At 74.4% G+C, this 13693-nt stretch carries 11 protein-coding genes; 4 read left to right on the top strand and 7 right to left on the bottom strand.

Features of this window, described 5'->3' with window-relative positions:
* Positions 1 to 8: 8 nt before the first annotated feature.
* Both ACFQ46_RS05360 and ACFQ46_RS05355 read right to left on the bottom strand, forming a co-directional pair.
* Entirely contained in the window at positions 9 to 1640 is a 1632-nt protein-coding gene (locus tag ACFQ46_RS05360; RefSeq protein WP_380257908.1) for a SpoIIE family protein phosphatase, read from the bottom strand.
* Between the two features lie 92 nt (positions 1641 to 1732).
* Positions 1733 to 2473 carry a YceI family protein gene (locus ACFQ46_RS05355; protein ID WP_380257906.1) on the bottom strand — a complete coding sequence of 247 codons (741 nt, stop codon included), beginning with the start codon at positions 2471 to 2473 and terminating at the stop codon, positions 1733 to 1735.
* A 246-nt stretch (positions 2474 to 2719) separates the two neighbouring features.
* Between ACFQ46_RS05355 and ACFQ46_RS05350 the strand changes: the two genes are divergently transcribed.
* A complete protein-coding gene (locus ACFQ46_RS05350) occupies positions 2720 to 3031 on the top strand; it encodes a hypothetical protein (RefSeq protein ID WP_328294363.1) in 312 nt (103 codons plus the stop codon).
* Between the two features lie 21 nt (positions 3032 to 3052).
* Here the strand turns inward: ACFQ46_RS05350 and ACFQ46_RS05345 are convergent, their stop codons facing one another.
* Complete coding sequence (locus ACFQ46_RS05345; protein WP_380257904.1) at positions 3053 to 3778, bottom strand: SDR family NAD(P)-dependent oxidoreductase; 726 nt, start codon at positions 3776 to 3778, stop codon at positions 3053 to 3055.
* A 125-nt stretch (positions 3779 to 3903) separates the two neighbouring features.
* Positions 3904 to 5760 (bottom strand): VanW family protein, encoded by a 1857-nt coding sequence (locus ACFQ46_RS05340; RefSeq protein WP_380257901.1) that lies wholly within the window; start codon positions 5758 to 5760, stop codon positions 3904 to 3906.
* Positions 5761 to 5905: 145 nt separating this feature from the next.
* On the opposite strand from ACFQ46_RS05340, the gene ACFQ46_RS05335 reads away from it, so the two are divergent.
* Genes ACFQ46_RS05335 through ACFQ46_RS05325 form a run of 3 tightly spaced genes read left to right on the top strand, consistent with a single transcriptional unit; the run spans position 5906 to position 9428 of the window.
* Positions 5906 to 6526 (top strand): TetR/AcrR family transcriptional regulator, encoded by a 621-nt coding sequence (locus ACFQ46_RS05335; protein ID WP_380257899.1) that lies wholly within the window; start codon positions 5906 to 5908, stop codon positions 6524 to 6526.
* Positions 6523 to 7245: an ATP-binding cassette domain-containing protein gene (locus ACFQ46_RS05330; protein WP_380257897.1), complete on the top strand. Its 723-nt coding sequence runs from the start codon at positions 6523 to 6525 to the stop codon at positions 7243 to 7245. The genes ACFQ46_RS05335 and ACFQ46_RS05330 overlap by 4 nt, the downstream gene beginning before the upstream one ends.
* Positions 7242 to 9428 carry a YhgE/Pip family protein gene (locus ACFQ46_RS05325; RefSeq protein ID WP_380257894.1) on the top strand — a complete coding sequence of 729 codons (2187 nt, stop codon included), beginning with the start codon at positions 7242 to 7244 and terminating at the stop codon, positions 9426 to 9428. The genes ACFQ46_RS05330 and ACFQ46_RS05325 overlap by 4 nt, the downstream gene beginning before the upstream one ends.
* A 52-nt stretch (positions 9429 to 9480) precedes the next feature.
* Here the strand turns inward: ACFQ46_RS05325 and ACFQ46_RS05320 are convergent, their stop codons facing one another.
* The 3 genes from ACFQ46_RS05320 to ACFQ46_RS05310 all read right to left on the bottom strand — a co-directional run bounded on the left by ACFQ46_RS05320 (position 9481) and on the right by ACFQ46_RS05310 (position 13613).
* Positions 9481 to 10203: a hypothetical protein gene (locus ACFQ46_RS05320; RefSeq protein ID WP_380257892.1), complete on the bottom strand. Its 723-nt coding sequence runs from the start codon at positions 10201 to 10203 to the stop codon at positions 9481 to 9483.
* A 155-nt stretch (positions 10204 to 10358) separates the two neighbouring features.
* The gene (locus ACFQ46_RS05315) at positions 10359 to 10856 is read right to left on the bottom strand and encodes a CAP domain-containing protein (RefSeq protein ID WP_380257890.1); all 498 of its coding nucleotides are present in this window, start codon (positions 10854 to 10856) and stop codon (positions 10359 to 10361) included.
* A 96-nt stretch (positions 10857 to 10952) separates the two neighbouring features.
* Entirely contained in the window at positions 10953 to 13613 is a 2661-nt protein-coding gene (locus tag ACFQ46_RS05310) for a diguanylate cyclase domain-containing protein (protein ID WP_380257888.1), read from the bottom strand.
* Between the last annotated feature and the right edge of the window lie 80 nt (positions 13614 to 13693).

Genomic DNA, 13693 nt, shown 5'->3' with positions numbered 1-13693 from the left:
ATCGTAGGTCAGTCCTGGGCGTGGAACCGGACGGCCAGCAGGGCGACGTCGTCGCTCCCCGCCCCACCGGCGTCGGCGATCAGCGACTCCAGACCCGCCCCGAGGTCCGGCCCCGCCAGCACCGACGCGCGGGCCCGCAACCGCTCGATCCCCGAGTCCAGGTCGTCGTCGCGACGCTCGACGAGGCCGTCGGTGTAGAGCAGCAGGGTCGACCCGGCCGGGACCTCGACGACGTGGTCGCTGCGTCGTGCGGACCTGACCCCGAGGAGCAGGTCCGGTTCGGCGTCCAGCACGCGGGCCGCGCCGTCGGCCGCGACGAGGATCGGCGGGGGGTGCCCGGCGTTGGCCCAGCGCAGGGTCCGCACGCCCGCGGCCCGGTCCGGCGGGGTCTGCTCGACGCGGGCGACGAGGCAGCTGGCGAGGATGGCCTCGCCGCGCAGGTTGTCCACGACGGACTCGAGCCGGTCGAGCAGCTGGGCGGGCGGGTCGTCGCGGTCGACGGCGAGCGCCCGCAGCGCGATGCGCAGCTGGCCCATCTCGGCGGCCGCGGTGACGTCGTGCCCGCTGACGTCGCCGATGACCAGCAGCGTCGTCCCGTCGGGCAGCAGGATCCCGTCGTACCAGTCGCCGCCGACCTGGTCGCCGGCGTGCGCGGCGACGTAGCGGGCGACGAGTTCCAGCCCACCGCGCTGGGGCAGGTCGGTGGTGAGCATCGACTGCTGCAGGGTCCGGGCGGCGGTGGTGCGCTCGGCCAGCAGCAGCGCCCGTTGCAGGGCCTGGGTGGAGTAGGAGGCGAGCGAGACGAGCATCGCGCGCTGGTTCTCGGACAGTTCGAGGTCCTCGTGCCAGACCATCGTGAGCAGCCCGACGGTGACGCCGGCCGCGACGAGCGGGACGGTGGCGAGGTAGCGGACGTTCGCGACCTCCCAGCGGTGCATCAGCTCGGGGAAGTTCGTCCGCAGGCTGGTGGCGTCGTCGAAGCGCGGACTGCCCTGGCGCATCGCGAGGGTTCCGGGCCCGGGTCCGTCCAGAGGCAGGTCCTGCCACTCCTGCTCGGCGCCGACGGCGAGCTCGCCCGTGAACGGGGTGCGCAGCAGCCGGCGCTCGTGGTCGACGACGGAGAGCGCGGCGTAGGCCGCGCCGAAGCCCTGGGCGGCGGCCGCGACGACGACCTCGGCGACGTCGGCGACGGTCCGCGTCGCGGTGAGGGCCTCGGAGAGGCGCAGCAGGTCGCTCGTGCGTTCCAGGGACCCGCGCAGCGAGTCGGTCAGCCGGTCGCGTTCCTCCTGCAGCCGGAGTTCGTGGGTGACGTCGCGGAAGGAGCAGAGGACGTGCTCGCCCATCCGCCGGGCCCGGACGGCCACGGAGCGGTCGGTCCCGGGTAGCGGCCCCGTCCCGGCGACGAAGTCGGGGGCCTCGGGGTGGGCCAGCTGGTCGTGGAAGGCGGCACGGACCTCCTCGGGGAAGGCGACGGGCAGCGGAGCGCCGACCAGGTCCTCGGGGGTGCGGCCGAAGAACGCGGCGCCGGCCCGGTTGACGTGCTCGACGTGCCACGTGGCCGCGTCGAGCACCATGATTCCCTCGGCGACCTCCTGCCACGCGCGAAGGAGCAGCGGGTCCACCGCTCCCGCGGACGACATGGCCTCACCCTAGGGACGAGCGTGGTTGCCTCGCAGGCGATCTCACGCATTGCCCCCGGAGGGTGGGGACTCCACGCACCGGGCACCCCCGCTCAGGAGGGGTTGGCGCTGAAGGAGAACTCGATCGTGCCCTGGTCCTCGACGGAGACGAAGCCGAGGTTGGGGGCGCTCACGCCGTAGTCGGACCAGGTCAGCGGCAGCGAGCCGGTGATCGTGACGGCGTCGGCGGCGGTCCGCTCGACGGTGGCGGGAATCGTCGCGTCCCGGGTCGTGCCCTTGAGGGTCATGGTGCCGACGAGGCTGACCGAGATCGTGGAGCCGACCTCGAGGCCACCGAGCGGCACGGGCTGGGTGAGGGCGAAGTCCGCGGTCGGGAACTGGTCGGTGTCCATGACCATCCCGCGGAACTGGTTGTCGCGCTGACCGGAGTCGGTGGCGACGCTGGCCAGGTCGACGGAGACGGTGCCGGTGGTGAGCCGGCCGTCGGCGACGGTGAGGTCACCGGTGACCTTGTCGGTGCGGCCCGTGACGGTGACGTTCTGGCCGTTGAGGACCTCGTCGACGCGGTAGCCCGCGGTCCCGCCGGCGGCGATGGCCCAGGGTCCGTTGAGGGAGGCGTCGGTGGAGGCCCCGGTCGCGGTGGCCGACGGTGTGGAGGCGGAGGTCACCAGCGGTGCCGCGGCCTTGCCGGACTCCATGCTCGCGTAGATGCGGGGTCCGACGATCGCCGCGACGACGAGCAGGACGACGACCACCGCCAGCGCGATCCACAGCCTGCGGCGGCGGGGGCGTCCCGGCGCGGGCGGTCGTTCGGTGGTGCGTGTGCTGCTCATGGCGGGTCACCTTCGGGGTCGGGAGCATCGTGGCCTGCTACCCGGTTCACGACCCCGACGGCCCGTGGGTTCACCCCGGGACCTGGCAACTCGCTGGCAGCTCCCTGGCCGCTTCCGGTCACTCCTTCGACGTTCACCTACGACGCCGTGTCGTTGCGACCCGTTGCGCCGCAGGGTGTGGACTGGTCCGGAGCACCACCCCGGAGGGCCTACCCTCGACGCGTGCCTTTTGAGCGACTCCGCTTGATGAGCGACTACCTCGCGCCGACCCCGGTGTGGGCTCCGGCGGACCTCGGTGGGTTCGTCCTCAGCATCACCCACCTGGACGACCTGGGCCTGGACGAGACCCTGCGGACCGGCCTCCTGCGGTGGCAGGCCTACTTCGACGAGCACCACCCCGTCGACCTCTGCGGCTGGGACTCGCCGATGTCCTGCACCCGCTACGCGGGCGAGGGCTTCCGGTTGCAGCAGGAACTGACCGACGCCCTGCCCGGGGTCCGCTTCGACCTCGACCTGTGGCCCGTGCGGGCCGTCGACCAGGACGTCCTGAGCCTCTGACGCGGGCCTCTGACGGTGCCGCTACCGCGGGTTGATCAGGAAGCCGCCGTCGACGGGCAGCGTGTGCCCGGTGATCCACGCCGCGTCGGGCGAGGCGAGGAACGCGACGGCGGCCGCGACGTCCTCCGGCTCCCCGACCCGCCCCAGCGGGTACCAGTCGCTGCGGGCGTCGGCGTCGCCCTTCCAGACCCGGGTGCGGACCGTCCCCGGGGCGACGGCGTTGACCCGCACCCCCTCGCCCGCCCCCTGCGCCGCGAGGTTCAGCACGAGCCCGCCCAGCCCGGCCTTCGCCGCCGAGTAGGCGTCCGCCCCCAGCCCCGCGAGGGCGTTGATCGAACTCACCAGCACGATCGCCGACGCCGGTGCGGCCCGCAGGTGCGGCATCGCCGCCCGGCAGCAGCGCACCGCTCCCATCAGGTTGAGGTCGAGGTTGGCGAACCACTCCTCGTCGGTGGAGTCCTCGAAGGAGGACTCCGGCACGCCCCCGCCCGCCGTGTGCGCCAGGACGTCGAGACCGCCAAACTCCGCGACCACCGCGGCGAAGGCCGCGTCGACGGAGGCCCGTGAGGTGAGGTCGAGGGGGAACGCGCGGCCGTCGACCTCCACCGCCGTGGCCCGGGCGGCGTCGAGGTCGAGGTCGAGCGCGGCGATCCGGGCGCCCTCCCCCGCCATGCGCAGTGCGCAGGCCCGGCCGATGCCGTGACCCGCGCCGGTCACGACGACGCGGGAGCCGGCGAAGCGGTTCACCCCTCCGCCGTCCTGGCGGCGCGTCCGATCTCCGGCTTCGCGGTGCGGACCCGGGTGAGCGACCCGGCGTCGACGACATCGGCGGCGGCGTCCTGGGTCAGGTGAACCGTGGGCACGTTCGCACCCTACCCAGCGGGGGGCACAGCGGGAACGGACACAGCGGGAGTGGGCGCCGAGGGAGTGGGCGCCGAGGGCCTGACGGTGGCCGGGTCGGGGCCGCAGACGATGCGGTTCTCGGCGTTGTAGACGGTCGTCCACGTCTCGCGCCGGGGCGCACCGCCGCCGACGGGGGTCATGACCCGGGTGACGTCGACGGTGAACCCGGTGTTCGTGGCCGAGTTCGGCGAGCACCCCTTCGAGGTGTCGTAGATCGTGCGGGCGGGTTTCACGTTGCGGCGCGCGGACTTCTCGGCCGTGACGGCCATGAACTTCGTGCCGTACATCGACACCACGACCTGGTTCCCGACGATCCCGGCCTGGATGTAGACCCCGTGGCCGGAGTCGTTGCGGAACCGGTTGTCGATGCTGCGCCAGTCGATCGTCGCCTCGCGCCCCTCGGGGTAGCGCGAGATGTAGAACGAGTGCGGTTTGTGCTCGATCTCGTCGAGGCCGGCGAAGAACACGGCGTTGAACAACGTCGTCGACAACTGCGAGACCCCGCCGCCGTAGTCGTCGACGAGGCGCCCGCCGGAGATCACGGGCGCGCGGTGGAAACCCCGTTCGGGGGTGCGCTCGCCGACGGTGTCGTTGAGCGAGAACTCCTGCCCCGGCTGCAGGATCGTGCCGTCGACGTGGCGGGCGGCGATCCGGATGTTGTCGGTGCGGTCGGCGTTAGCGGTGAGGTTCGTGGCGAAGGTCGAGATCTGCTCGGTGACGCCGAGCGCCTGCAGCGCCTCGGTCGTGACGGCGGGGGGGCTCTCGGCGAGTTCCACCTCGGCGCGACGGGTGGGGGTGGCACCGGTGAGGGCCCCGGTGACCGCCGCCGCGAGGTCCGCCTCGGTGGCGGCCCGGCCGGCGACGGCGGGGACGACCCGCGGTGCCGACCCGACGATCTCGATGCGGGCGTCCTGAGGCGCGGTCTCGAACCCGGGGTCGGCGGCGAGCAGCGCGGCCTGCAACCCGGCGCCGTCGGCGACGAGCGTCGCCTTCCCGTCGACGGGACGCACCGCGAGCGCGGGGGCGAACCCCGCGGGCGCGACGGTCGCCTCCCGGCCACCCCCGGCGACGACGAGGTCCCCGGCGACCGCGGGGCGGGCGACGTCGTCGACGGCGGCGTCCAGCGCGTCGGCGTCGAGGGCCGGACGGGCCGCGGTCGCCTCGAGCTCCACGGGGCCACCGGACAGCCACCCTCCGGCGACGCGGCCGGCGGCCGCGGTGACGTCGAGCGCGCGTCCTTCCTGCGGAGCGACGACGGCGGGTTCGACGGTGCCGTCGGGACGGACGTCGAAGGTGATCGCGCCTTCGACGGGGGCGACGGCGACGGAGTCGGCGAGGGGTTGCAGCGCGGCCTTCAGCGCGTCGGTGTCGACGTCGACGTCGGGGTCGACCTCCGCGTCGGCGCCGCTGACGCCGACGACGTGCTTCCACAGGGTGCCCGGGTTCCAGCCCGCGGCCGTGACCGACGTCGCGGTCCCGGCGGCGTCGATCGAGAGCCCCGACCGCGCCGGGTCGATCTCGCCGGTGGTGGACGCGCCGGCGCCGCTGACCTGCAGCGGCACGGACCGGACCTGCTGCGCCTTCGCGCCCACGGCCCGCTCGACCTCGCCGCGGTCCATCCCCCCGACGTCGACGCCGAGGACGGTCGTGCCGCGGGGCGCCTGGCCGCCGACGGCGAGCGCCGTGGCGCCGTAGCCGCCCGCGAGGACGACGACCCCGGCGATCACCCAGGTCCGCGGTCGTCGCGCCCAGTGCCGGTGGGCGCTGGTGGTCCCCCCGCGCCCTGTCTCCTGCTGCGCCGGCTGGTCGGTGTTCGGCAACCTCATCCCCCGCTCGAGTCCCCCGTGCACGGATCACGCTGCGCGTCCGCGCGCCCACCCTAAGAGTTCCCACAGACTGCGCCCGCCGCTCCCTGTGTGATGCGAAACGCATCGGATGCAAAATGCATCGAAAGAGGCGTACGCTCGGGACGTGACCGCCACCACCGAACCGACGCGCACCACCAAGCGCCGCGCCGAGACCCGCTCACGGCTCCTGGCCGCGGCCCTCGAGGTGCTCGGCGAGCAGGGCCTCGCCCGCTCCAGCGTCGAGAGCGTCTGCGAACGCGCCGGGTTCACCCGTGGCGCCTTCTACTCCAACTTCGCGACGATGGACGACGTCGTCGCCGCCCTCTACGAGGCGCAGGCCGAGCAGGTCATCGACCACGTCGAGGCCCGCCTCGTCGACGCCCCCCTCGCCGGGACCTTCGAGGAGATCGTCGCCCACGTCCTGCACGTCCTGCCCGTCGACCGGCAGTGGCACGCGGTCCGCACCGAGTTCACCGCCCAGGCGTTGCGCAACCCCGAGGCCGCGCGCGTCGTCACCGCCCACCGGAGCGCACTGCGCCAGCGCCTGGCCCCCCTCCTCGAGGCCGCGCTCACCCGCGCCGGGCGACGCCTGACCGTCCCGGCCGAGGAACTCGTGCGCGCCGTCGTCACCACCCAGGAGGGGCTGGTCACGCCCGCCCTGCTCGGGGATGTCCCCCGCCAACCGGGTCTCGAGACCCGCGTCATCGCCGGCGTCCTCACCGCCCTCACGGAGGTGACCCGGTGAACGCGGTCGAGGCGAGCGGTCTGGAACTGCGGGCCGGCGGGCGGAGCGTGTTCTCCGGGATCGACCTCGAGGCCCCCGTCGGGTCGATGGTCGTCGTGCGCGGCCGCGCCGGCGCCGGCAAGACGTCGTTGCTGCTCACCCTCGCGGGTCGCATGCGCGCCACCTCCGGCGGCCTGCGGGTGCTGGGCGAGGAACTCCCCGGCCGGGCCGGCGCCGTCCGCCGCCGGGTCGCCCTGGCCGAGGTGCGCGGGGTCAACGACCTCGACGACGCCCTCACCGTGGAACAGCACGTCGCCGAACGCCTCGTGCTGCACCAACCCTGGTACCGGCCGTGGGTCTCCAAGGAGCAGGTCGCCGAGCAGATCGCCCGGGTCGAGCGGGCGGTCGCGGTGACCGCCGAGACCGGGGCCGACGTCCCCGCGTTGCGCCCACGGGAGTTCGTCAGCGACATCGACCCGCTGGAACGGATGGCCCTCGGCGTCGTGCTGGCCCTCATCGGCCGCCCCGACGTCATCGTCGTCGACGACGTGGACTCTTTGCGGCGCAGCGAGGACCGACGTCGGGCCTGGGAGTCGCTGTCCGCCCTGCGGCACACCTCCGCGATCCCCCTGACCGTGCTCGCCAGTTGTTCCGACACCTCCGACATCCGCTGGCACGCCGGCGACGACCGCATCCTGATCGACCTGCAGGACTCCCCCGCCACCGAAGGTGCCTCGTGAATCTCCCCCGGTTCTCCCTCCCCGGCCTGGAACTCGCGAGGTTCCGACGTGCCACCATCACCCGCCTCGCCCTGCTGGCCGTGGTCCTCGTCCCGCTCGTCTACGGCGGTCTCTACCTCGCGTCGAACTCCGACCCGTTGTCGCGGCTGACGAACCTGCACGCGGCCGTCGTGAACTCCGACTCCCCCACGACGATCACCGGCCTGGACGGGAAGGAACAGACGATCCAGGCGGGTTCCGACCTCGTCGACGAACTCACCGGCCCGGACGCGGCCGCGGGCTTCAGCTGGCAGAAGACGTCCGAGGCGGACGCCGCGAAGGGTCTCGCCGACGGTGACTACGCCGCCGTCCTGCGCATCCCCTCGGGGTTCTCGAAGGCGCTGGCCTCGACCGGGGGCGACTCCCCCGAACGCGCCCGGCTGAGCGTCACGACCGACGACGCCGAGAACTACATCCTCGGTCAGGTCACGAACACCATCGCCACGACGATCCGCACGAACGTCGCCGCCGGGACGACGACGAACTACCTCGAGAACGTCTACGTCGCCTTCGCCGACATCCACGACTCCCTCGGCCGGGCCGCCGACGGCGCCGGCCGCCTCGCCGACGGCGCGCAGCAGGCCGACGACGGCGCGAACACCCTCGTCGTGGGCCTCGGCGACCTCGGCACCGGCGCGACCCGGCTCGTCGACGGGACGGGGAAGCTGCGGGGCGGGGCCACCGCCCTCGCCGGCGGCACCGCCCAGGTCGCCACGGGGGCGACCTCCGCCGCCGACGGGGCCGCCTCCCTGGCCACCGGACTCGACCGGCTGCGCACCGCCACCACGGGCCTGCCGGCCCAGACGGCGCAGCTCGCGAGCGGGGCGGGCGCCGTCGCCGACGGCGCGGGCCGGATCTCGCAGGGCGCCGACGCGCTGGCCACCGCCGCGGACCAGCTCACCCCCGCCCTCGCCGGCACCACCCAGCTCGTCCCGCTCGTCGACCAGCTCCTGACCCAGGCCCGCACCCTCGCCGCCGCGAGCCCCGACGACCCGACGCTCGCCGCCGCGGTCACCTCGCTCGAGCGGACCCGCCAGGCCCTCACCGACGGCTCGCTCGACCAGGTCGCGCAGACCCTCCAGACCCGCGTCGACGGTCTCGCCACCGGCGCGAAGGACCTGTCCACCGGCGCGACCGCCGTCGCCGGCGGCGCGCAGCGGCTCGCCGCCGCGGCACCCGCCCTGCAGCAGGGCATCGCGCAGGCCGCCGACGGGGCCGACGCCCTCGCCACCGGCACGAAGACCCTCGCGACGGGCTCGCGGTCGGCCGCCGCCGGGGCCGCCGCCCTCGCCACCGGCGCCGGTCAGGTCGACGACGGCGCGAGCGCGCTCGTCAACGGCACCTCGCAGGCCCGGACCGGCGCGCAGCAGCTCGCCGACGGGACGCAGCAGCTCGCCGACGGCGCGGGCACCCTGCGCACGCAACTGCAGGACGGCCAGGCCCAGGTGCCCGTCTACTCCGGTGACGCGGCGAACGCGCGCGCCGACGTCGTCGCCTCCCCCGTCACCGCCGAGCGCGTGAAGGAGCACGCCGTCGACCGCTACAGCGACGGCCTCGCCCCGCTGTTCGTGCCCGTCGCGCTGTGGGTCGGCGGGATGGTGACGTACATGGTGCTGCGGGCGGTGTCCCAGCGGGCGCTCGCCTCCACGGCCTCCTCCTACCGCGCGGCCGTCGCGGGCTGGGTGCCAGGCGCCCTGCTCGGTGTCGTCCAGGCCGTCGTGCTGACGCTCGTGCTGCTGCTCGTCGTGGGGATCGAGTCGCCGAACCCGGTCGCGACGACGGCGTTCGCGGCGTTGATCGCGGTGGTGTTCACGGCGGTCCACCAGTGCCTGAACGCCCTGCTCGGCGGCGTGGGGCGCCTCGTCGCGCTGGTGCTGCTGGTCCTGCAGCTCACCTCGGCCGGCGGGACCTACCCGGTCGGGACGTCACCGTCGTTCTTCGGGGCGATCCACCCGTTCCTGCCGATGAGCTACGCCGCCGACGGTCTGCGCCACCTCATCACCGGTGCCGCGGGCGGTCCCGTCTGGCTGGACGCCGGTGTGCTCGCCGCGTTCGGTGTCCTGGCCCTGGCCGTCACCGTCCTCGCCTGCCACCGTCGCCGGACCTGGTCGCTCGCCAAGCTCCACCCCTCCCTCTCCCTCTGACCCCGGGTCGGAGGGCGGAGAGTGTTGTTTCCGCGGGACCTGCGGCGGGGGGTCAGGAGGGCGGGGTGAGGTGCTTGGGCAGGCAGACGTTGCCCCGCACGTCGGCGGGGGTGGTGGAGAACATGCTGTCGCACCAGGTCCGGACGTCCCCGGCGTCGGCGAAGGGGCCGGCGGCGAGCGTCACCCAGTAGGGGTTGCCGCGGGCGTCGAGCAGCCCGTCGCCGAAGTCGGCGGTCTTGAGCACGAAGACGTCCCCGCCGGCCGGGCCGGAGGCGATCTCGCGGGACTGGGCGAGGATGTCGGCGGCGTAGAAGGTGCTGCTGCCGTTGGAGGCGGTCTGGACGGGGTCGGTGGTCCCGACGCTCTTGGCCGAGAGCTGCGCGACCCACTGCCCGGTCGGCGGGTGGGCGCGCAAGCCGTTCTCGCGCAGCGCCTCGAGCTCAGCCGTCGCGGCCGCGTCGACCGCCGCGGTCCCGCGGGACGGGGACGGCGAGGGGGTCGGGACGGGGGTGGTCGCCGGCGCGCCGGGGGTCCCCTGCGCCGAGACCCCGTCGTCGGCGGGGCGGGCGGAGGTCCGGACCGCGAGCAGGGCCACCAGCACCAGGAGCACCACGCCCAGGACCCCCGCGACGACCTGCAGGGCGCGGGGCGGTCGCGGAGGTGTCGGGGTGTGCACGACCTGCGGCGGGGCGGAGGCGCGCGTGGTGGTCCCGGCCTGGGGAGCGTCGTCCGGCTGGGCCGCGTGGAAGTCCTCCCACCACGGTGCTCCGGACACCCCGACCTCCCGACGCTGCGGGTGCGACCTCCGCACCCTCCTGGCGCCCGGAACCTCCGACGGCGCTCGCGCCGCCCCGGTTCCGCGTGCGGTCCCAGCATGCCCCGTCGAAGCCCGGAACAACGCGTCGGAGGGAAATCACGTGCGGTGACCGGTCAGAGGCTGGAGAAGACCTGGGTCCAGTACTGGCCGCCGACGCCCTGACGCTCGGAGATGCCGACGTAGACGAGGCTGCAGTCGAGGATGTTGGCGCGGTGACCCGGGCTCGCCATCCAGGCGTCGACCACCGAGGCCGCGTCGTAGCCGAGGGCGATGTTCTCGGCCGTGCGCTGGGGTCGCACCCCGACGGCTGCGAGCCGGCTCCGCGGGGAGCTGCCGTCGGGACCGGTGTGGCTGAAGGCGCCGGTCGCGGCCATCTGGTCAGCGTGCCCGTCGGCGACCCCGGTCTCCAGCGGCATGAGCAGCAGCGGCGCGCAGCCCGCGGTGGCGCGGGCGGCGTTGGTCTCGTCGAGGACCTGGAGGGCCTGGGGGTCGATCGGGGTGGGCGTGATCTCGTCCGCGGAGGCGGGTGCGGCCAGGGCCAGCGAGGCCGCGGCCAGGGCGAGGGCGGTGGTGGTGAGCGTGCGGAGGGGGCGCCGGGGGAGCGTCGTCATGCGTCGCACTCAACCAGCCTGTGACCGCCGCGGGGGGATCCTGTGAGATGTGCCACACTCGCCGTGCCTGACTGGACACGTTGCGTCACAGGCCTCTCAAGGGTGAGACGCAGCAGCCACGACCGCGGTTCCCCGCCCGCCGTGCACCACCACCCGTCCCTTCCCGGAACGCTTGGCCGCGTACATCGCCTCGTCGGCGTCCCGGAGCAGCTGCTCGGCCGTGACACCCCCCGCGCACCAGCGCACCCCGATGCTCGCCCCGACGACCGCGTCGAAGCCCCGGACCCGGATCGGATCGTGCAGCGACGCGAGGATCCGGGCCCCGATCGCGACCAGGTCGGACTCCCCCGACGTCCCCGGGCAGACGACGGCGAACTCGTCCCCGCCGAGGCGTGCGACGGTGTCGCCGGGACGGACGCAGGAGGACAGGAGCCGGGACACCTCGACCAGCAGGTCGTCCCCGGCCTGGTGACCGGCGGTGTCGTTCACGGCCTTGAACCCGTCGAGGTCGACGTAGAGCAGACCCACCGGACCGGTCCCACGCACGGGCGGGGTCACCGCGTGCTCGAGCCGGTCGAGGAACAAAGCGCGGTTGGGCAGCCCGGTCAGCGGATCGTGCAGGGCCCGGTGGCGCAGCTCGCGCTGGGCCGCCCGACGCTCGGTGACGTCCTCCACGAGGCCGAGCAGCATGACGTCACGGCCGCGCGGCCGGACGAGGGTCACCGACACCTGGGCCTCGAGCCGGCGCCCGTCGGGGGCGTCGAACACGACGTCGACGCGCTGCTCCAGCCGGGCCCCGCTGAGGACGGCGGCGAACAGGTCGTCGAAGACCGGCCAGTCCGCCCCCAGGGTGTCGAACGCCGTCCCGAGCAGTTCCTCCTCGGTCCTCCCGGTGAACCGGCACAGCGCCCGGTTGACCCGCAGCATCCGGCCGGCCTCCCGGCCCGTCGCGGCGATCATCACGATGCCGACGGGGGCCGTCTCGAGCGCGACGCGGAGCAGCTCCTCGGAGTTCTCCAGGTCGGAGACGTCGGTGGCCATCCCGATCCAGCCGATGAGCCGCCCCTCGCCGTCCCGCATGACCGAGGTCGTCAGGCTGACCGGGAAGGTGGTGCCGTCCTTGCGGACGTAGGTGAACCGGCGCGTCACGGTCTCCTGGGGGACCCCTCGGGTGAAGAGGTCGTTCGGGTGCTCCAGGCCCTGCGCCTCGCACATGGCCTCGATCTCGGCCGGGTCGTGGACGACCAGCGCCGGGCCGCCGACCACCTCCTCGGCGCTCCAGCCGAGCATGCGCTCGGCCCCCTCGTTGAACAGCGTGATGACGCCCGCGGGGTCGACGGCGATGATCGAGTGGTCGGTCGCCGCCGCGAGCACGTTGGTCATGAGGTCGTGCGCCTGCGCGACCTGCGCGCTGGCGGTCCGGACCTCGGTGACGTCGTGGAAGGCGGCGACGACGCCCCCGTTCCAGACCGCACCGCCGGAACCGGGCAGGGGGTGGGCGGACACGTTCAGCAGGACGCCGTCCGGGACCTGCGGGGAGGACAGCCGCAGGTCGAGACCGTCGACGGCCTCCCCCCGCAGGGCGCGCACGACGGGCAGGTCGCCGTCGACGAACCGCTCCCCGTCGAGGTGGAAGTAGCCGTAGCCGGCGTCCCAGCGGCTGCGCTCGGTCCGCAGCACGCCACCCAACAACGCCTCGGCCGCCGGGTTGCGCAGCAGCGAGTTCCCCGCGCTGTCGAAGACGCAGACGGCGTCCGAGATCGACCCGAAGACGGCGGCCAGCAGATCGGCCTGCTCGGCGGCGTCCCGCAGCGCCCGCTCGGCCCGCTCGGCGTTGTCCACGCTCTCGTCGCGGTAGAGCGCGAGCACCAGGGTGAGGAAGCCCAGGGTTCCGATGAACGCCTCGGCGCCCATCGCCTGCAGGTCCGGGGAGAGTTCCTGCCACGGTCCCCAGCCGGACCAGGTGGACCCGACGACGGCCGCGGCCGCGAGGACGAGGTGCACCATGGCGGCGGTGGTCGTGCGCCGCAGCGCCGCCCAGACGGCGACGGGCAGGACGAGGAACGTCACGGCGAAGCCGTTGAAGACCCAGAACGCGATGGCGTACGACGCCAGGAAGACGAGGAGGAGGGCGTAGCGCTCCCCCCGCGAGGCGCTGCTGCCCGGCGCGTCCGGACGACGTTCGGCGGTGCGCAGGAGGACGGCGAGGACGACGAACGTCGAGACGGTGGTGCGCAGCGCCCACTGCGCGCTCGAGAGCGCCGTCGGCACCTCGGGCGCCAGGGCGAAGCCGAGCGCGGCGACGGGCGTGGAGGCGAGAGCCCCGGCGAGCGAGGACAACGCCAGCGAGCGGACCTGGCCGGGGGTCACGAGGCGGAAGCCCTCGGGCTGCAACCGGCGGTAGACGTGCGCCCCGACGAGCGCCTGGGTCAGCGCGGCCGCGGCGAGGAGGACCGACTCGGGTACGGGCATGTGCGTCACGACCCGCAGGACGACGGTGATCGTCAGCAGCAGGACGGCGTCGAGGATCCGCTGCCGGCGCCCGGGCGAGCCGGCGACCCAGAGCAGCCCGACCGCCGAGGCGGGCCAGAAGATGGCGAGGTGCGCGCCGTCGGCCTGGGCGCTGCGGCCGACGAGGGTCGCGGCGACGAAGAGCAGGCCGAAGACCAGCCGGCGTCGGAGGGTCCCCCGCAGCAGGACGGGCTCCCCGGGTGCCTCCACGAGGCGATCGCCGGACGCGACGGGACGCGACGACACGCGGTGACACCCCCGGCGATCGGACCTGGACGGCACCCGGACCCGGATGCGCCACCCAGGGCATCGACCACGCCCCCGAC

Source organism: Kineococcus sp. GCM10028916, assembly GCF_042674865.1.
Lineage (GTDB): Bacteria > Actinomycetota > Actinomycetes > Actinomycetales > Kineococcaceae > Kineococcus.
The sequence above is the reverse complement of the archived record's forward strand: the minus strand, read 5'-3'. Positions and strand labels throughout refer to the sequence as shown.

Excerpts from the sequence above, each read along its gene's own strand:
- ACFQ46_RS05360 (WP_380257908.1), bottom strand. The coding sequence starts at position 1,640 with ATGTCGTCCGCGGGAGCGGTGGACCCGCTGCTCCTTCGCGCGTGGCAG.
- ACFQ46_RS05355 (WP_380257906.1), bottom strand. The coding sequence starts at position 2,473 with ATGAGCAGCACACGCACCACCGAACGACCGCCCGCGCCGGGACGCCCC.
- ACFQ46_RS05350 (WP_328294363.1), top strand. The coding sequence starts at position 2,720 with ATGAGCGACTACCTCGCGCCGACCCCGGTGTGGGCTCCGGCGGACCTC.
- ACFQ46_RS05340 (WP_380257901.1), bottom strand. The coding sequence starts at position 5,760 with ATGAGGTTGCCGAACACCGACCAGCCGGCGCAGCAGGAGACAGGGCGC.
- ACFQ46_RS05315 (WP_380257890.1), bottom strand. The coding sequence starts at position 10,856 with ATGACGACGCTCCCCCGGCGCCCCCTCCGCACGCTCACCACCACCGCC.